The following is a 17,590-nucleotide window of genomic DNA, read 5'->3' as shown; positions in this document are numbered from 1 at the left end:
TGAACGAATAAATTCATCTCTATCGCCAAGCCGAATGGAGGTGAGGCATGGCGAGTGAAATCACAATCTGCGAATGTTTTGCGCGTGACGGAATGCAGCACGAGACAGCTTCGATCTCCACTGCCGAAAAAATTTCTTTGATCGACGAATTTTCGGATGCCGGTTTTCCGCGCATCGAGGCGACGAGCTACAGCAGTCCCACGCACGTCCCGGTCTTCGCGGATGCCTCTCAGGTTCTGGCCGGCATCAGAAAGCAGCGGGGCGCTTATTACAAGGCAACCTGCCCCAACCCCAAGGCAGTGCAGCGTGCGCTTGACGATCTCGACGCCGGCCACGGCGCCGATGAAATCAGCCTTCTCGTGTCTGCCACGGAGTCACACACACAGAAAAACCTTCACGCCACCCGGCAGGCCCAATGGGACAATGTCGCGGAAATGGTGCGGCTTGCCGGTGGTCGGTTCCGCCTGATCGGGGTCATCTCCATGGCTCTCGGCTGCCCCTTCGAAGGCAGAGTCGATCCGGAGAGTATTTTGGCAGACCTCTCTCGCTTTTCCGAGCTTGGTGTGAAGCATGTCTCGGTTTGCGATACGACAGGCCACGGCACACCGGCGACCGTCAAAAGTCTCTTCGAACGCATCGCCCGCGAATTGCCGGACATTGTGCCGATTGCGCATTTTCACGACACGCGCGGAACCGGCCTTGCCAATTGCTACGCGGCCTACGAGGCGGGTTGCCGCTGGTTCGATAGCGCCATCGGCGGTGTCGGCGGCCATCCGACGCAAATAAAATATGGCGATGGGTTTACCGGCAATGTCGCGACGGAAGACCTCGTCAATCTGTTCGAGGCTGAAGGTATCGATACCGGTCTCGACCTCAAAAAACTGCAGGACGCCTCTCGCCGGTGTGAGGCCGTCTTGAAGCGTGAACTCCTGAGCCGGGTCGCGCGTAGCGGCTTTGGCCATCTCGCGGCATAGGATCAGCGCATGACCGACCCATTTTCCGTTCTTCGTGTCGAAAACCGTGATGCAGTTCGCATCATCACAATGAACCGTCCCGACAAGCTCAACGCACTGAATACCGCACTCACTCAAGCAATCCACGATGCATTTCTCGCTGCCGATCAGGACGCGGAAGTTCGCGCCATTGTGCTTGCAGGTCATGGCCGGGCCTTCTGTGCGGGCGCCGATCTTTCGGAATTCGACACGTTGACGCCCGCCAATCAGGATCTGGTCGAAAAGCGAGCCGACCTGACCTGCCGGACGCAGGCAATGATGCAAAGTCTGTCGAAGCCTGTCGTCTCGGCCGTCCAGGGTGCAGCCATCGGCGGCGGTGCGGGCCTCGCCATCGGCTGTGACATGATGGTGGCCGCGAGTAATCTCAAATTCGGCTATCCCGAACTCAAGCATTCCATCGTCCCGGCTCTCGTCATGACCGGGCTTCAGAGGTCGCTCGGACGCAAGGCGGCCTTCGAGATGATCAGCCTCGGTCGCCTGATCGGTGCCCAAGAAGCTCTTGCGCTCGGCCTCTGCAACCGCGTTGCCGCGCCGGAAGAGGTCCTCGAAAAGGCGATCGAGATTGCAGAAGCCTGGGCCGTGGCCAATCCATTCGCCATGGCGGCGGCAAAGACACTCTATTATCAGGTGGCCGACCTTCCCTATGCCGAGGCAATGTCCGCAGGTCGAGATCTCAACGCGAAAATGCGTAGTTTCCGCAAGGAGGCCAAATGAAACCGCTCGAAGGCATTCGTATCCTCGATTTCTCGCGCGTTCTGGCCGGGCCTATGGCGACCCAAATCCTGGCAGAACTCGGTGCTACCGTCACCAAGGTGGAGCGGCCGGGTAGCGGTGACGAATCACGAACATTCGAACCCCGGCTTCCCGGCGGCGAAAGCGCCTATTTCTTCGCTTTCAATCGCGCCAAGCGATCGATGACGCTGAACCTGAAATCGCCGACAGCGCAGAAAATCGCCGCTACGCTGGCTGCCCAGCATGATGTCGTGCTGGAAAATTTCCTGCCTGGTGACATGGAGCGCTTCAATCTTGGCTACACAACCCTTGCGGCGCTCAATCCGAACCTGATCTACGTCTCCAATACTGGCTTCGGCCAGACCGGGCCTTACCGGGAGCGCGCCGGTTACGACACCGTGTTTCAGGCTTTGTCCGGCATCATGCATTTGACCGGCCACGCGGACTCGCCGCCCGCCAAGACTGGCGTGCCGATCGCCGACCTGACGGCCGGCCTCTGGATCGCCATCGCCATTCTTACCGGCCTCGTCGGTCGCGGTCGCAGCGGCAAGGGATGCCATATCGATCTGGCGATGATGGATGTGCAGGCAAGCCTACTCGCACTGTCGGCTGCCCGCCTTTTCGCGTTGGGCGAGGATATCGGCCGCTCCGGTACCGAACATCCCGGTCGCGTCCCTTCCGCGGCCTTCCAGTGCCGCGATGGCGGATGGCTGCACATCAGCGGCAGCGACCAGCATTGGGGCCGGCTATGCGACGTGCTCGGCCTTGACGAACTTGGTGCAGACCCGTCCTTCGCCAAGAACGCGGGGCGATTGGCCAATCGCAAGCGGGTGATGGACGAATTGCGCACTGCAATAGCTGCCCGCGAACGAAAACCGTTGGCCGAAGCGTTGCGCGCGGTCGGGATCCCGGCAGGCGAAATCAATACGACACGCGAAATCCTTGAGGATCCCCACATGCAGGCGCGCGGTGTCGTGGGCACGTTCGAACATCCTGCCGAAGGGCGGTTCAAGGGGCTGCGTACACCGGTCAATTTCGACGGATTCGATGCGCCCGAAATCGGCTGTCCACCGCTACTGGGTGCCGATACCGACACCATTCTCAGCCAAGAAATGAACCTCGACGACGCCGAAATCGCGGCGCTTCGTGAGGAAGGAGTAATCGGATGAGCCTGGACGCCGTCTCAGTCATACGCCAAGGAGCCATTGCGCGCGTCGTGCTCAATCGCCCGCAATCGCGCAACGCCGTCAATCTGGACATGTGCCTTGCGCTACGCGAAACGTTCGAGACACTGGATCGCGATCAGGATCTCCGCGTCATCCTTCTCTCGGCCAATGGCCCGGTTTTCTGCGCCGGCGCGGATTTGAAAGAGCGGACTGGCAAGGACGAAGCCTGGATGATCGCCCGCCGTCAGGCCTCGTTTGCGGCCTATGATGCGATAGGCCGATGCAGCAAGCCGATCGTGGCCCTGACGCAAGGCCCGGTGGTCGGGTCCGGCGGCGAGATTATCATGAGCTGCGATTTCGTCGTCGCCTCCGAAAAAACCACCTTCCGCTTTCCCGAGCCGCAATGGGGCACAGTCGGTGCCACACAACGGCTGCAACGGGCAATCGGACGCATGAACGCGAAAGAACTGCTTTTTACCGGCCGCATCATGGCGGTCGGCGAAGCTTACCAGCGCGGTCTTGTCTCCCGAGTCGTTTCAGCCGATGTGCTCGAGCAGGTCGGCCAGGAAATTGCCGAAAGCATTGCAGCGGTACCGCCGCTTGCCATGGCGCTGACCAAGCAGGCTGTCGATCTCGGACATGAAACCAATCTCGGCAACGGCATCCGTATCGAGATGGCAGCAATCGCGCGCAATCTCGCCGATGGCGGCTGGCGGGCCGGCATCGAGAAGTTTTCCCAGGCCGTTGACGGGAAGGGCAGCAAATGAGCGAGCTCGATCTCAAGGCAATTTGTCCTCTCACCGTTTCGTCCGCCTTGAGCCGATCGGCAGCGATCGCGTCCGATATCGAGGCAATCGTCGCGACGGGTGGAAGATTGACCTTCAGCCAGTTGGAAGAAAAGGTCGCCCTCGCCCGGGCAGCGCTCGCAGCTGCCGGCGTCAGGAAGGGCGATCATGTCGGGCTTTGCCTCGGCAATTGCACGGAGTGGATTGTCATCTTTCTGGCAATCGGCTCTCTCGGCGCGGTCACCGTGCCTATTAACACTCGCTTCGTTGATGCGGAAATGGCCTATGCGCTGAATCAGTCTCGCGTTTCGACGCTTATCACCTGCGATCGTTTCCTAAAGATCGATTTTATCGCTATGCTGCGGGAGATTTGTACCGGTATCGATACCGCCTTGCCGCATGAGGCCCTGCCGGATCTGCAACGGATTCTGGTAATCGGCGATGACGTGCCGGCAGCGGCTCGAAGCTGGGACGATCTATGCGCTTCAAAACTCCAACCCGTTGAGCCTTGCGACGAGCCGGACGACATCTTGTTGATCCAATACACCTCCGGCACCACCTCCTTCCCGAAAGGTGTTCTGCTTCGCCATCGCAACATGCTGCCGAATGCCTTCTTCTCTGGACTTCGGATGGGCCTTCGATCAGGCGACCGGTTCCACAGTGCCCGACCGTTCTTCCATGTTGCCGGCACGACGCTATCAATCCTCTCCTGTCTGCAACATGCGGTCACACTGGTCAGCATGGACCGTTTCGAGCCCGGCGAGGCATTACGGCTGATGGAGGCGGAACGCTGCACACATTTTTCCGGCAACGACACGATGGCGCTAATGCTACTGAATCATCTGGAACGGCCTTCCCGCCAGCTCATTTTGCGTGGCGCATGGCTGGCCGCTTCACCCACCATCGTTCGCCGCGTCATCGATGAACTTGGCGCTCGTGAGTGCGTGGTCGGTTACGGGCTGTCCGAGGCCTCGCCCAACGTCGCGCAATCTTGCTGGTGGGAGCCGGAAGACCTACGCGTCAGCGCCGCCATGCGGGTGCAGACCGGCGTCGAGGTCCGCATTCGCACCGAAGACGGTCGCGACGCCGGCCCGAACGAACCGGGTGAAATCCAGGTGCATGGCTGGAATGTCATGAAAGGCTACTTCGACAAGCCGGAAGAAACCGTTGCCACGCTCTCCACCGACGGCTGGCTTTCGACCGGTGACCTTGGGGCTCTCGATTTATCCGGCCGCTTACGCTTCATGGGCCGGACGAAGGATATCGTGCGTGTCGGCGGCGAAAACGTCTCCCCGGCCGATGTCGAGAACGTCCTGCACCAGAACCGGTTGATCCGTCAGGCTGCGGTTGTCGGCGTCCCGGACGAACGGCTCGTCGAAGTCATCGCCGCGTTCGTCATCCTGAACGAGGGCTGCACGACGACGCCCACGGAAATCATCAATTGGTCGAAGAAGGAGATGGCGGGGTTCAAAGTGCCGCGCCATGTCTGGATCGTGGAAGATTTCGAAGCGATCGGAATGACCGCCAGCTCGAAAATCCAGAAGAAGCAGCTTGCTGCGCATGCGCGCAAGCTGGCGGGAATCGAAGGTTGAATGCTCATGCGTATCGAAACCAATGTCACCAAACTGCTTGGCATTGATCTGCCGATCATCCAGGCAGGCATGTCCTGGGCCTCGTCCAACTCGGCTCTGCCACTGGCTGTCTCCAATGCCGGCGGCCTTGGCGTGTTGGCCGCAGGACCGATGTTTCCGCATCATCTGGAAGAGGCGATCGATGAGATCAAAGCCGGAACGGACAAGCCTTTCGCCGTCAACCTGCCCCTTTATCGCGAAGGCGCCGAGGCGATCATCGACTTGTTGCTGGAAAAGCGCATCCCGGTCCTGATCGCATCGCAAGGCGGCCCGAAGAAATATCTCGACCGCTTCAAGGCTGCCGGCACGATCTGCCTGCATGTCGTATCCGGTGAAGTGCATGCCCGGAAGGCCGCTGACGCCGGCGTCGACGGCCTGATCACCGTCGGCGGCGAGGCCGGCGGGCATCCTCCGCCGGAACTCGTTTCGACCCTGGTGCTCGGCCGCGCCATCGCCAAGGCGGTACCGGACATGCCCTTGATCCTCTCCGGCGGCTTCGCAGACGGTCACGGACTTGCGGCGGCACTTTCGCTCGGCGCAGGCGCTGCGCAATTCGGCTCGCGTTTCATGATGTCACGCGAAGCGCGGCTGCACCCGGCCTATCAGGATCTTCTGGTCAAGGCGGGTGTCAGCGATACGATGGTAGTTGGTCGAGGCTTCGGCGTTATCCGCGTCATTCGCAACCGGTTCGCCGAGGGAATGGCGAAAGCGGAAGTGGAAGGGCTGTCCGACGAAGACCGCAAGGTGCTCTTCACGGCCAGCTCGCTCAAGGCTGCGGCTTTTGACGGCAATGTCGAGGCAGGTAAGGTCGAGGCAGGCCAGAGCGCCGGACTGATTTCCAAAATCCTACCTGCAGCGGAGATCGTGGCCCGCATTGCCCAAGACTATACGCAGGCACTTGCCAACCTGCCTAAACCTGTTTGATCGTACTCTCAAGGAAGCAAATCATGTTGGATAAGCCGCTATTAATAAATGGTACGTGGCGAGCGCCTTCGGGCAGTCGGACTGCGGACGTCAAAAACCCCGCTACCGGTCAAGTCATCGCACAACTGCCGGTCTGCGAACGCGCCGATCTCGACGCCGCTCTCAATGCGGCTGCCAAAGGGTTCGAGGTCTGGCGCAAGACGACCGCGCTGGAGCGCTACCGCATTCTCCTGCGTGCGGCGGCGATCGTGCGCGAACGCGCAGAAGTCATTGCCCAACACATGGTCCGCGAGCAGGGCAAGCCGCTGGCGGAAGCGCGTGGCGAGGCCAACGCCGCGCCGGAACACATTGAATGGCACGCCGAGGAAGCGCGCCGCATCTATGGCCGGGTAATTCCCTCTCGCGTTCCCGGCGCCCGCCAGATGGTCATCAAGGAGCCGGTCGGGCCCGTTGCGGCCTTCTCCCCCTGGAACTTTCCGATCAATCAGCTTGTTCGTAAGGTTTCCGCCGCATTGGCTGCCGGCTGCTCCGTCATCGCCAAACCGCCGGAGGAGACGCCATCTGCCTGTATTGAACTGGCAAAGGCGTTTCAGGATGCTGGCGTACCTAATGGCGTTATTAACATCGTCTTTGGCATTCCAGCCGAAGTGTCGGACTATCTGATTGCCTCGCCTACTATTCAGAAAATCTCGTTCACCGGCTCGGTTCCCGTTGGCAAGGCGCTCGCGGCACGCGCCGCTTCCCATATGAAGCGCTCGACGATGGAATTGGGTGGCCATGCGCCGTATATCGTCGCTGACGACGCTGACGTCGTTGCAGCCGCACAACTTGGAGTTATGCTGAAATACCGCAATGCTGGGCAGGTCTGCGCCTCTCCCACCCGTTTCTATATCCAGGATTCTGTCTACGACAGCTTCAGGGAAAGCTTCGTTGCTGGTGCAAAAGCACTGCAGGTCGGCGACGGCATGAGTGCCGGAACGCGGATGGGGCCGCTCGCCAATCCGCGCCGTCTCGATGCGATGGAAATGTTCGTTGACGACGCTGTTGCCAATGGCGCCAAGTTGGAATGCGGCGGCCGACGCATCGGCAATGCCGGCTTCTTCTTCGAGCCGACCGTCTTGTCCGACGTGCCGGAAGATGCACGCATCATGAACGAGGAGCCCTTCGGCCCGGTAGCAGCGCTGGTCCGCGTCGGTTCCATCGATGAAGCGATCCAGCGCAGCAATCGCCTGCCTTTCGGCCTCGCTGCTTTTGCCTTTACCCGCTCACTGTCCATCTCGGACCGTTTTGCTTCGGAACTTCAAGCCGGTATGGTTTCGATCAACCATTTCGGCATTGCCGCGGCGGAAACACCCTTCGGCGGTATCAAGGATAGCGGTTATGGCAGCGAAGGCGGCACCGAAAGCCTCGATGCCTATCTGACCACAAAATTCGTCAGCCATATCGGTGCCTGACACAGATCGCGGATGCGCTGACCGGAAATGTTGGCGCCCCCCGTTTTCGCGCCATGAAGGATCAGCCAGCGGATGAAGACTTTCGATTACATCGTTGTGGGCGGCGGCTCGTCCGGCTGCGTCGTAACCAACCGGCTGATTAAGGCCGGTAAGAGTGTCCTGTTACTAGAGGAAGGACCGAAGGACAACAGCCCCTTCATCCATATCCCCGCCACCTTCGTACGCGTGCTTGGCAGTAAACGGACGTTCAAGTATCAGACCGAGCCAGAGCCGGGCGCCAATGGTCGAATGCTCGTCGTGCCACAAGGGCGTACTTTGGGCGGCGGTTCTTCCGTTAATGCTATGATTTATATTCGCGGTCAGGCGCAAGATTATGATACGTGGCGCGATCTTGGATGTGATGGCTGGGGGTATGACGAGGTTTTGCCGGTCTTCAAACGCTGCGAAGACAATGAAACGCTCGCCGACGATTTTCATGGCACTGGCGGACCGCTGAAGGTTTCCGAACCGCGCCACCGTCATCCGATTAGTTTGGCATTTGTGCGCGCGGCCCAAGAAGTGGGGCTGCCTTTTTCACACGACTTCAATGGTGCCTCACAGGATGGGGTTGGCTTCTTTCAGACCACCACATCGCAGGCACGCCGCGGTTCGACGGCTGCAACCTATCTGAAAGTTGTCAAAGGTTCACCGCTGCTGACGGTCAGCACCGAAAGTAGCGTTCGCACCATCATCATTGAAAATGGCGCCGCTTCCGGTATAGTTTATCGCACTGCTGATGGCACAGATCACAGCGTGCTGGCAAGGGAGGAGGTCATTCTTTGTGCCGGAGCGCTAGCGACGCCGAAATTGTTGATGTTGTCAGGCATTGGGCCCGGAGCGCACCTAACGTCGCATGGAATCCCAGTCATCCGCGATCTGCCCGGTGTGGGCAATAACTTTCAAGACCATATCACCGCGTCCGTTTATGGTATTACAGATCGCTCGATATCGTTGAAGGGACAGGACCGAGGCTTTCGAGCCGTCGCCAACGGCCTGCAATATCTATTCAATCGCTCGGGCCTTCTTTCGTCGAACGTCGTGGAGACCGGCGGCTTCATCGATACATCCGGCTGCGGTCGCCCCGATATCCAGTTCCACGTTACCCCTGCGCTCGTAGGTGACGCGTCGCGCGGCCAGATGGATGGCCATGGCGTATCTATCAATCCTTGCATTTTAAGACCTGAAGCACGCGGCAAGGTCTCGCTCCGAAGTTCCAAGCTAGATGATCCAATCTTGTTTGTTGGCAACAATCTCACTAAACAAGCCGACATCGATACATTGGTAAGAGGTATAAAACTCGGCCGCAAGATATTGGCCGCACCGGCTATGAAGGCACTCGGCTTTCGCGAGCTGGCTCCCGGAGATGCTACACAAAGCGACGAAGCCATCGAGAAATATGGGCGTTCGATTGCAAAGACCGTCTATCATCCTTCAGGCACGGCGAAGATGGGATGTGATGAAATGGCTGTGGTCGACAGCCAGTTGCGCGTCATCTGCGTACCGCGACTGCGGGTGGCAGACGCCTCGATCATGCCGACGCTGGTTAGTGGCAACACCAACGCGCCGACCATCATGATCGCCGAACGGTGCGCCGATTTTATTCTTTCAAAAATCCAGCCAGAAAGTCGTAGATTACGCTAGTAAGGCGGGTCGTCCCCGATATGAGAAGTCCGCGCTGACACGACCCAGAAAGGACCTCTATGCTGCCGACCGAACCCGATTCCCACCGCCTGGAAATGACGGTTTTGATGACGCCCGACATGGCAAATTTCAGCGGCAAGGTTCACGGCGGCGCTTTGTTGAACTTGCTGGACCGTGTCGCTTTTTCCTGTGCATCGCGCTATTCGAAACAATATGCGGTTACGCTTTCTGTCGATCAGGTCACGTTTAAAGAGCCTATCAATGTTGGTGAACTAGTGACGTTTCGGGCTTCGGTGAACCATACTGGCCGGACGTCTATGGAAATCGGCATTCGCGTGGAAGCGGAGCATATCCGCTCGGGCAAGCGCCGCCACACCAATTCCTGTTATTTTACAATGGTAGCGGTCGATGAGACCGGGCGACCTGTTGCAGTGCCTACCTTGCCCCCCGTCGACGCTTTGGATCGCAGGCGCCACGAAGCAGCCGAACTCCGACGGACGCTCCGACGTGAATTCGCACAGCGGATGGAAATGGTTGCCGCGACCGGGCGAGACATTGTCGACACAACGGAGGTATAACAGCACTTTGGGATACAAAGATCGCGTGGCGGACAGCCGAAATCGCTAATGGTTTTTCATCTTGAAAGGAGATAAACCGCTGGCCCGGCCATTGGGCGATGTGCTGATTGCCAGTCAGTATACTTCCCTCGCCCCGACGCGACCTTCAAAGCCGAAAATTGATAACCGATAAGGTGATCTATCGGGCTGTCATGATCATAGTCAAAGTTCGGCTTTTCTCATGGAAACATGCTGCGTCACATTTAATTGGCGCGATGCTGGTACCACGCCTGGTTATGAGCCGTTCGTTGGAACCATTGGACGGGCCTTTCGTTTTTCCTATTTCTCTGCCTTGATTCTGATGTCTACAGAGAATGGATTGGGTCCAATTCGACCCGAGAGAGCGACAATGAGAGATCTTGAGAAAGCTCGTGTCCAAATGGTGGAGCAACTTGTCCATCGCGGTATCCATGACGCGCACGTGCTGGATGCGATGGGCACGGTGGCTCGTGAGAAATTCATCGATGAAGGCTTTATCGAGTTTGCCTATGAAGACACACCTCTACCAATCAAAAATGGCCAAACGATCTCACAACCATATATGACTGCCTTTATGATTGCATCGGCGCATCTGGGTGGGGCTGAACACGTTCTCGAAATTGGAACAGGCTCCGGCTACGCTGCGGCGATCATAGCACAGATTGCCGGTCAGATATTTACTGTCGAACGGTATTCCACCCTTGCCGAAGCTGCGCAACAACGCTTCGAAGACCTCGGCTGCGATAATATCCATGTGCGCACGGGCGACGGCAGCAATGGTTGGCCAGAAGAAGCTCCTTTCGACGCGATAATTGTTGCAGCAGGTGCTCCGGAGATCCCCTCACCGCTCAAAGAGCAGCTCAAACCAGGCGGGCGGCTCATCATACCGGTCGGCAGTATGGCGGGTGCCCAGCGCCTTTTGTGCATCACCCGTAAATCTACGGAGGAATTCGACGAGGAAGATCTCGGCGGTGTGATGTTCGTACCGCTTGTGGGAGATAAGGCCTGGCCCGACATGAACTGATATGATTTGGGCCGCGAAGAACGGGAGAAGACCATGATCAACAACGGATACGAACTTCACAAAAATGGCGATGGCACCTGGGCGGTGATTGACGCCTTCAAGGGCAATCCGATCACGTTCGAAGGCAAGCTGCAGATCGCATTGAACGAAGACGAGGCAAAGCGAGTTCTCGACTGTCTCAACAGACAGAATCTCGAACGTCACCCCGAAGATGGCAGTGGACGCTTGCCGTAATCCCTAAGCGCGTTCGAAACACGAAGTGATCAAATGGGGATATCTTAAATAGTCAGGAAGCGTATCGTTGATGCTTCCGAAAGGAGAATGAGATGCCGCTCTTCAACGAAGCGAGCCGCATTTATGAGCCAGAAGAAGTGAACTTCATGCGCAGCTGCTTTTCCAACGCCGCGATCATTCTTGAAGAAAGCGATAGGGAATATGCTGCGACTGACCTTTCGTCTACAATCATTATGCTTTACCAGAACGGGCTGAGGGATTTGAACTACATCGCGGAACTGGCGTCGCGACTTGCTCACAAGAGATATATGGAGCGTCACCCTAATACGCCCGTCGCAGCGAATGTGAACGTTCTGCCCGGCTCGAAGGCTCCTTCCTGAATTCCCAGCCGAACTAGGGCTTGCGGGTTAGTTGCAATCAGGAATTCTGCTCAGCATCTATAAACTTGTTAAAGCGGCTATCCTCCGTTTCTTCGTAGAGAAAAGCCAGCTTTCTATCGTCAAAGATGGCGAAGAAATCATCCCAATTGATTTCCTCCAGATTCTGGTCTTTTTCTGCGAAATCGATACGCAATATACCGCCTTCGCTACCGGTTTCCACCATTGCGGGCCGCCCGTTTCGGTCTTCCGCCCACCGGTGGATCTTGTCGTGGTCACGTGTGATCTGAGCCATGGTTCTACCCTTCCGCTTTAAATTTCTTCGCTTCTTCAAGCAATTTTTGCCGATCCCTTCCAAAACGCTCGATCAACTGGCGAGCCTGCAGCGGAGAAATATCCGAGTTCTCGGCCAGGAACTTGATGTCTTTATCATCCGTCAGTGGTGTGGTTGATTTCTCGTTCATGATTGATCCTCATTTCTGGTCCGGGGGCGGGTTCACCGACTGGTCGCCGCCCGTGCCGGTCTGTGGTTGGTCATTTTCCACAGGCGGTTCAGTATTCGGCTGATCGGCGTCAGCCGTAGCGGGTGGTGTCTGGATGCCTTGCTTTTGCGTTACCGATCCACCACCGGTCAGGCTCCAGCCCAGGAAGAGAAGCAGCAGAACCGCCAATATGGCTAATACGAAACGCGGAAAATATCTGAGCGCTCGGGGCGAAGCCTTGCGTTGTTGTTCCTGTTCTTGTTTCGATTGCATGTTTATTGCTACCTCCATGAGATCACAAAACATCCGATGACGATCACGGCGATAATGAACCACCAGACCATTTAGGCTGGGCCTTCACGCATCTGCGTGGTTCTTCCTGCGAATTGCGCATTCTCTTTCAATGCCCATACCCGCCGCAGGCCGGATGCATGGCTGGAAGTATTGCTGTCATCGGGTTTTACCGGGGCCGTTAACGGCCGTGTCCCGTAATCCTAGCAGCTTGAGAGCTGCCGCCAGCCTCTGCATCTGTTTTCATCATATTGGGCCTCCCGGGTTCCAACCATGAAACAGGCCAATTGTTCCGCAGAATTTCATTGCTGCTGTCCGGCTATTTCCCGCTCTCTCACTCGGAGTTCCTTTTCATTCAATGAAACAATCCAAGGTTTGAAAAGTTGGGCTGTCAGTTTCAACAGATGGAGGCTTCCATGAAACGCGACCCGAAAGCCGGCACCACAGATCAGAAGCCGAAATGGGAAGGCCCGCCGGAAAACCGGCCTCGTGGTTACGAGCCTCCCGACGACGACCCGGCAAAGAAACGCGATGCCGCTGGGCACAATCTTGCCGACCCGGACCGCAAGAACCTTTCCGACGCGCTGAGTCAACCGAAACACGCCACGAGAAAGGCAGGTGGTTGAATGACTGTGCCTTCCCTTCCTCCGCTCAAAGCGATCGCGCTCAATGCCACCTTGAAGCGAAGTGTTGACCAGAATCCATCCTCGACCGACAGGATGCTACATTATCTCGATACGCATCTTGTTCCTTATGGCGTGCAGACGGAGCATGTGCGGCTGAGTGAATTCAACATCGAACCTGGCGTCACATCGCGCGAAAGCGAAGACGACGAGTGGCCGACACTCAGAACCAAAATCCTCGACGCGGATATTCTAATTTTCGGCACGCCAATCTGGCTCGGACAACCATCAAGTATCTGCAAACGTGTGCTGGAACGCATGGATGCATTTCTTTCAGAGACTGATGACAACAACCGAATGCCGTCTTACGGGCGTGTAGCCGTGGCGGCAGTGGTTGGGAACGAGGACGGGGCGCATTTCGTGTCATCCCAGCTCTATCAGGCGTTGAACGATGTGGGTTTCACTCTCCCCGCCAACGGCGTAACCTATTGGGTGGGCGAGGCGATGCAATCAACCAATTTCATCGATCTGGAAGAAGTCCCCGCCACCGTCATTTCCGCAACCAGAATGCTGGCCGCCAACTGCGTGCATCTGGCACGATTGTTGAAGACCGCTCCTTATCCCGGTTCAGGCTAACAGGAGAGGGCGCAACGCATTGTCGGCTGGCCCGGATTGACCGGGCCGGGTGAAGGATGTTCAGGTATAGGAAGGGGCGGTATCTGTTCGGGTTCGTCGGGGTTGAACGGCCCCTTATCTGGTTGCGGAATAGTCTCCGGCGGCTCAACCGGAATGCCTTCAGGTTCAATTTCGGGAATTTCAGGCGGGTCGGACGGTGTCCCGGCACCCACAATAAGAGTTCTCCTCCGCCACTCACCCCTTTTGTCGTTCTGGATACTCATTGGTTTCTCCTTTGTTCAGGTAGGGTTAAGCCTGATCAGACTTGCCATAAGCCTTGCGCAATTCCTCTTTGGCGGCTTCCAGCGCTTGCTTGCGCTTTTCCGGCAAATTCTTGCCGGCGCGGTTGATATAGAAGGTCAGCATGGACATGGCCGAGCGAAACGGTTCCGCCTTGCGTTTGTGACTCTTGTCAGCCGAGCGTTTCAGGGAAGCTGCGATTTCCTTCGGATCATCCTGCTCGAACACATGCGGTTCGAGATCTAGCGCGTCGCTGTGTTCGGTCACGTCCGCTGACCATTTCTTTGCCTGAACCATATCAAAACTCCTCTGTTGCAAGTTTCGATAACCGCCGAGGGCAGCTCATGTTCCCTTTCACTTGTCTGCAACCGTGATCCAAGATCCAGTGCCCCCGAGTTTCGCTACTCTTGGTGGAACAATGTGCCTGCAAGCTTGTTCGGAGCGCTGTTAACCACCGGGTCGTCGGAACGGAGAAAGCACAATGTTCAACACTGCACCCTCAAACATCCGTTTACTCTTTTTCAACAAGGATCGCGTCGGAGTGGACGAACCATCCCAGCACGAAACACGGGACCATCAGGCACGCCCGACGCACGAACAGTCCGACGCGCCCGGCAATCCACGTCAGCCTCAACCGGAGGATCCGCAAAAGGACTTCGATTTTGACGACCCCAATGGCGCGCGCCCGAATGATCTTGCCAATCCCAGCGCACGTGAAATGAGACGCGACAACAACGGTCGAGACCGTCCGAACCCTTACAGGAGATGAAGATGCCTGCAAAATCCAAAGCACAGCAACAGGCTGCTGGCGCGGCTTTGGCTGCGAAGCGCGGGGATAAATCAAAAAGCGAGCTCCGTGGAGCATCCAAGGAAATGGCCAAGTCCATGAGCGAGAAGGAACTCGAGAAAATGGCCTCTACCAAACAGAAGACCAAGCCGGAGCATAAATCGAAGACCTGACAGAACGAACTGGAAATAACGATGATTATCCTGAAGTGGCTTGCCGTCATCATGTTTTGCCGTCGCATTGCCCGGGCTGGGAACCCTGTTCATCACATCGGGCAAGGGCGGCGTCTGTCCGGATAGTCCCACCTAGCCGTCCCGCTCCACGGTGCAGCCCTGACCGAACTAAGCTGACCGTCTCGATTTTTTTGCGACAGTGCGAAACAAAATTATTGCTGGCGGGTTGGGTGCACCGTTGTCACAATTTTCAGGGGCACGACAAGAACAGTTCAGAACCATAAGGAGGAGCCGGAAATGGCCAGCACCAAGCAACGTAATCTTAACGATCTTTTCTATGACACGCTCAAGGACATTTATTATGCGGAGCGCAAGATTCTTAAAACGCTTCCCAAAATGTCCCGTGCAGCCACAGATGAAAAGCTGAAGAGCGCGTTCGAAAAACACCGGGAACAGACCGAAGGACACGTGGAACGACTGCAACAATGCTTCGAGATTCTCGGTAAGCGTGCTCAGGGCAAGACCTGTGATGCCATTGAAGGCATTATTGCTGAAGGTGAGGAAATCATCGAAGAATTTGCGAATAGTCCCGCCCTCGACGCCGGTTTGATATCCTCTGCACAGGCGGTCGAACATTACGAAATCACGCGCTATGGCACATTGAAACGCTGGGCTGAAACCCTCGGCCACAACGATGTGGCGAAACTCCTCGACCAGACCCTGCAGGAAGAAGGTCAGACCGATAAGGACCTGACGAAACTCGCCGAGTCCTCTGCCAATCTCCGTGCGGAAGCCGCCTGATCTCAGGCTTTTCAAGACCGGTAGCGAGGTGATGACATGGAAAGTGCCCTATTCCGGGGTGATCCTACGCGAAAAATTCGTGTCGTTTGCCAGTCTTCCGACAGTCCTCACAATGTAGCCAGCGTGGAAGCGCTGGCTGCACGCCTATCTTCGCTGACTGGCAGGCACTTACTGCCCACCCTGCAAAGCTTTGACGAGAACAACGAAACGTTTTTCGTACCGACTTTTGCTCTGGTCCGCCAGGACGGACACCCCGAAATGAGCATTGAGAACTTCTACGGCGGCATCGTTCACCACGGTTTTATGGCAACGAAACTCGTTACCCACCCACACTGGCACGACGATGACAATTTGCCGGAAGGTTGGGCAGGAAAATTTGTAGTTTGTTTGCAGGATTGTGTTCTGCCCGGTTTTTCAGTCTTTTCACATCGCCATGCACTGGATGCCGCTAGTGCCCTGCTGAAAAAGCACAAGGTTCGGTTCAAAAACCCCTACGCTTCCGGCGGCAAAGACCAGACCGTCATAGAAACCGTTCGCGCCCTCGACAGATTTCTGGAAACCGTGTCTGATCGCGAAATTGCAAACGGGCTCGTCGTCGAAGAGGACGTTGACAACTCCACCACCTACTCCGTCGGGCAGGTCCAGATCGAAAATCACATCGGAAGCTATCTTGGCCGTCAATACACATCCCATGACGCGGACGGGAGTGAGGTTTATGCGGGCAGCCGTTTGCGTGTGGTGCGCGGCAGCTGGGACGCTCTGCTTCACCAACTCCAATCCCCCGTCGCACGCAGGGTCGTCGAGAATGCCAGACGCTACGATGAAGCTGCCCGGCAACATCTTGGACTGATTGCGTCGCGCAGAAACTACGACGTTCTTGTCGGGCCGATCACGGAAAATGGCGTCCGCTGCGGCGTGTTGGAACAGTCATGGCGTGTGGGAGGTGCTTCCCCTGCCGAAGTCTTGGCATTGGAAAAACTGGCACAGGACGAAACTGTCAACGCCGTACAGGCAGTATTGCGCGAGAGCTATGGTCCGCCACCTACATTCAACGAGGACGATTTCGTCGTTTACGTCGGTGACGACGATTTCGGACGACCTCTCCACAAATACGCGCGAATAGAGAAAATCTATCATGATCCGTAACGTTACCGCCGTCAGCCTCGACCAGTACGAACTGGCCGCGACTGTCATCTCTCCGGATACCACCATCCCAGGCGTTCTATTTCTGCACGGTTGGGCCGGTAGCCAGGAACGCGATATCGAAAGAGCAGATGCGATATCCTCGCTCGGTTGCGTTTGTCTTACCTTCGACATGCGCGGTCACGGGGAATTGCTGTCCAGCAACAAAACCGTAACGCGCGGTGAAAATCTTGACGATGCCATTGCTGCATATGACCGGCTGGCCAGCCTCAAGATGGTAGAAGAGAGTTCGATTGTTGTCATAGGAAGTAGCTATGGCGGGTATCTCGCAACCTTGCTGACCGAGTTTCGGCCCGTCCGCTGGCTGGCATTAAGAGCCCCCGCACTTTATCGCGACCAGCTTTGGCAAGTCCCTAAAGCAAGGCTCGACCGCAGTGACCTGCAATCCTATCGTTCGACACTCGTAAACTTTGATGACAACCGCGCACTTCGACAGGCCCGAGAATTTCATGGCGATGTACTGCTGGTCGAGTCCGAGCACGATATCATCGTCCCCCACCCGACGGTCGCAAGTTATCAAACTGCCTTCATCAATACCCATTCGTTGACGGTTCGGACGTTGGGCGGCGCGGACCATGCGCTCACCGGAGACCTCCATCAAAAGGCCTATAATCAGCTTCTGACACGCTGGATCAGAGAAATGGTTCTCGGCGCTCGCTGACCCCAAGGGAACATTATACCGGTTCATTGGTTGGAACG

At 56.9% G+C, this 17,590-nt stretch carries 24 protein-coding genes; 19 read left to right on the top strand and 5 right to left on the bottom strand.

Translation table 11 applies throughout. The features are described 5' to 3' along the window. The first annotated feature begins 47 nt into the window (after positions 1-47). The 12 genes from FIB18_RS22285 to FIB18_RS22230 all read left to right on the top strand — a co-directional run bounded on the left by FIB18_RS22285 (position 48) and on the right by FIB18_RS22230 (position 11,619). Positions 48-974, top strand: coding sequence for a hydroxymethylglutaryl-CoA lyase (locus tag FIB18_RS22285; RefSeq protein WP_140022852.1), 927 nt, complete (start codon positions 48-50; stop codon positions 972-974). A gap of 9 nt (positions 975-983) precedes the next feature. Continuing rightward, on the top strand, positions 984-1,727 hold the full coding sequence (locus tag FIB18_RS22280) for an enoyl-CoA hydratase/isomerase family protein (protein WP_140022850.1): 744 nt from the start codon (positions 984-986) through the stop codon (positions 1,725-1,727). Next, complete coding sequence (locus FIB18_RS22275; protein ID WP_140022848.1) at positions 1,724-2,914, top strand: CaiB/BaiF CoA transferase family protein; 1,191 nt, start codon at positions 1,724-1,726, stop codon at positions 2,912-2,914. The genes FIB18_RS22280 and FIB18_RS22275 overlap by 4 nt, the downstream gene beginning before the upstream one ends. After that, on the top strand, positions 2,911-3,678 hold the full coding sequence (locus FIB18_RS22270) for an enoyl-CoA hydratase/isomerase family protein (RefSeq protein ID WP_140022846.1): 768 nt from the start codon (positions 2,911-2,913) through the stop codon (positions 3,676-3,678). Before FIB18_RS22275 ends, FIB18_RS22270 begins: the two co-directional genes overlap by 4 nt. Continuing rightward, entirely contained in the window at positions 3,675-5,288 is a 1,614-nt protein-coding gene (locus tag FIB18_RS22265) for an AMP-binding protein (protein WP_140022844.1), read from the top strand. The genes FIB18_RS22270 and FIB18_RS22265 overlap by 4 nt, the downstream gene beginning before the upstream one ends. A 6-nt stretch (positions 5,289-5,294) precedes the next feature. After that, positions 5,295-6,251: an NAD(P)H-dependent flavin oxidoreductase gene (locus FIB18_RS22260; RefSeq protein ID WP_140022842.1), complete on the top strand. Its 957-nt coding sequence runs from the start codon at positions 5,295-5,297 to the stop codon at positions 6,249-6,251. Positions 6,252-6,274: 23 nt separating this feature from the next. Continuing rightward, on the top strand, positions 6,275-7,705 hold the full coding sequence (locus FIB18_RS22255; protein WP_140022840.1) for an NAD-dependent succinate-semialdehyde dehydrogenase: 1,431 nt from the start codon (positions 6,275-6,277) through the stop codon (positions 7,703-7,705). A 72-nt stretch (positions 7,706-7,777) separates the two neighbouring features. Beyond that, on the top strand, positions 7,778-9,385 hold the full coding sequence (locus FIB18_RS22250; protein WP_140022833.1) for a GMC family oxidoreductase: 1,608 nt from the start codon (positions 7,778-7,780) through the stop codon (positions 9,383-9,385). A gap of 59 nt (positions 9,386-9,444) precedes the next feature. Further along, positions 9,445-9,963 (top strand): acyl-CoA thioesterase, encoded by a 519-nt coding sequence (locus tag FIB18_RS22245; RefSeq protein ID WP_168436670.1) that lies wholly within the window; start codon positions 9,445-9,447, stop codon positions 9,961-9,963. A gap of 388 nt (positions 9,964-10,351) precedes the next feature. Then, complete coding sequence (locus FIB18_RS22240) at positions 10,352-11,005, top strand: protein-L-isoaspartate(D-aspartate) O-methyltransferase (RefSeq protein ID WP_140022831.1); 654 nt, start codon at positions 10,352-10,354, stop codon at positions 11,003-11,005. Between the two features lie 33 nt (positions 11,006-11,038). Next, the gene (locus tag FIB18_RS22235) at positions 11,039-11,239 is read left to right on the top strand and encodes a hypothetical protein (RefSeq protein WP_140022829.1); all 201 of its coding nucleotides are present in this window, start codon (positions 11,039-11,041) and stop codon (positions 11,237-11,239) included. A 92-nt stretch (positions 11,240-11,331) separates the two neighbouring features. Then, positions 11,332-11,619 (top strand): hypothetical protein, encoded by a 288-nt coding sequence (locus FIB18_RS22230; RefSeq protein WP_140022827.1) that lies wholly within the window; start codon positions 11,332-11,334, stop codon positions 11,617-11,619. Positions 11,620-11,656: 37 nt separating this feature from the next. On the opposite strand, the gene FIB18_RS22225 is transcribed toward FIB18_RS22230, so the two are convergent. Genes FIB18_RS22225 through FIB18_RS22220 form a run of 3 tightly spaced genes read right to left on the bottom strand, consistent with a single transcriptional unit; the run spans position 11,657 to position 12,371 of the window. Beyond that, the gene (locus FIB18_RS22225; RefSeq protein WP_140022825.1) at positions 11,657-11,911 is read right to left on the bottom strand and encodes a hypothetical protein; all 255 of its coding nucleotides are present in this window, start codon (positions 11,909-11,911) and stop codon (positions 11,657-11,659) included. A 4-nt stretch (positions 11,912-11,915) separates the two neighbouring features. Further along, positions 11,916-12,080, bottom strand: coding sequence for a hypothetical protein (locus tag FIB18_RS25040; protein WP_168436671.1), 165 nt, complete (start codon positions 12,078-12,080; stop codon positions 11,916-11,918). A gap of 9 nt (positions 12,081-12,089) precedes the next feature. Further along, positions 12,090-12,371 (bottom strand): hypothetical protein, encoded by a 282-nt coding sequence (locus FIB18_RS22220; protein ID WP_140022823.1) that lies wholly within the window; start codon positions 12,369-12,371, stop codon positions 12,090-12,092. Between the two features lie 434 nt (positions 12,372-12,805). On the opposite strand from FIB18_RS22220, the gene FIB18_RS22215 reads away from it, so the two are divergent. Together FIB18_RS22215 and FIB18_RS22210 are read left to right on the top strand one after the other, a co-directional pair. Beyond that, positions 12,806-13,015, top strand: coding sequence for a hypothetical protein (locus FIB18_RS22215; protein WP_140022821.1), 210 nt, complete (start codon positions 12,806-12,808; stop codon positions 13,013-13,015). After that, a complete protein-coding gene (locus FIB18_RS22210; protein WP_140022819.1) occupies positions 13,016-13,648 on the top strand; it encodes a flavodoxin family protein in 633 nt (210 codons plus the stop codon). Here the strand turns inward: FIB18_RS22210 and FIB18_RS22205 are convergent. Together FIB18_RS22205 and FIB18_RS22200 are read right to left on the bottom strand one after the other, a co-directional pair. Further along, positions 13,645-13,911, bottom strand: coding sequence for a chitin-binding protein (locus FIB18_RS22205; protein ID WP_140022817.1), 267 nt, complete (start codon positions 13,909-13,911; stop codon positions 13,645-13,647). The two genes, FIB18_RS22210 and FIB18_RS22205, sit on opposite strands and share 4 nt — an antisense overlap. 25 nt (positions 13,912-13,936) lie before the next feature. Next, on the bottom strand, positions 13,937-14,224 hold the full coding sequence (locus tag FIB18_RS22200) for a DUF3175 domain-containing protein (RefSeq protein WP_140022815.1): 288 nt from the start codon (positions 14,222-14,224) through the stop codon (positions 13,937-13,939). Positions 14,225-14,468: 244 nt separating this feature from the next. Between FIB18_RS22200 and FIB18_RS22195 the strand changes: the two genes are divergently transcribed. The 5 genes from FIB18_RS22195 to FIB18_RS22175 all read left to right on the top strand — a co-directional run bounded on the left by FIB18_RS22195 (position 14,469) and on the right by FIB18_RS22175 (position 17,552). Next, positions 14,469-14,696 carry a hypothetical protein gene (locus tag FIB18_RS22195; protein WP_235894951.1) on the top strand — a complete coding sequence of 76 codons (228 nt, stop codon included), beginning with the start codon at positions 14,469-14,471 and terminating at the stop codon, positions 14,694-14,696. A gap of 2 nt (positions 14,697-14,698) precedes the next feature. Then, positions 14,699-14,887: a DUF3008 family protein gene (locus tag FIB18_RS22190; RefSeq protein WP_140022811.1), complete on the top strand. Its 189-nt coding sequence runs from the start codon at positions 14,699-14,701 to the stop codon at positions 14,885-14,887. A 297-nt stretch (positions 14,888-15,184) separates the two neighbouring features. Then, the gene (locus FIB18_RS22185) at positions 15,185-15,688 is read left to right on the top strand and encodes a YciE/YciF ferroxidase family protein (RefSeq protein WP_140022809.1); all 504 of its coding nucleotides are present in this window, start codon (positions 15,185-15,187) and stop codon (positions 15,686-15,688) included. A gap of 36 nt (positions 15,689-15,724) precedes the next feature. Continuing rightward, a complete protein-coding gene (locus FIB18_RS22180; protein ID WP_140022807.1) occupies positions 15,725-16,834 on the top strand; it encodes a DUF3182 family protein in 1,110 nt (369 codons plus the stop codon). After that, positions 16,824-17,552 carry an alpha/beta hydrolase family protein gene (locus tag FIB18_RS22175; RefSeq protein WP_140022806.1) on the top strand — a complete coding sequence of 243 codons (729 nt, stop codon included), beginning with the start codon at positions 16,824-16,826 and terminating at the stop codon, positions 17,550-17,552. The genes FIB18_RS22180 and FIB18_RS22175 overlap by 11 nt, the downstream gene beginning before the upstream one ends. Positions 17,553-17,590 lie beyond the last annotated feature (38 nt).

The organism is Brucella pecoris (assembly GCF_006376675.1).
Taxonomy (GTDB): Bacteria; Pseudomonadota; Alphaproteobacteria; order Rhizobiales; family Rhizobiaceae; genus Brucella; species Brucella pecoris.
The sequence above is the reverse complement of the archived record's forward strand: the minus strand, read 5'-3'. Positions and strand labels throughout refer to the sequence as shown.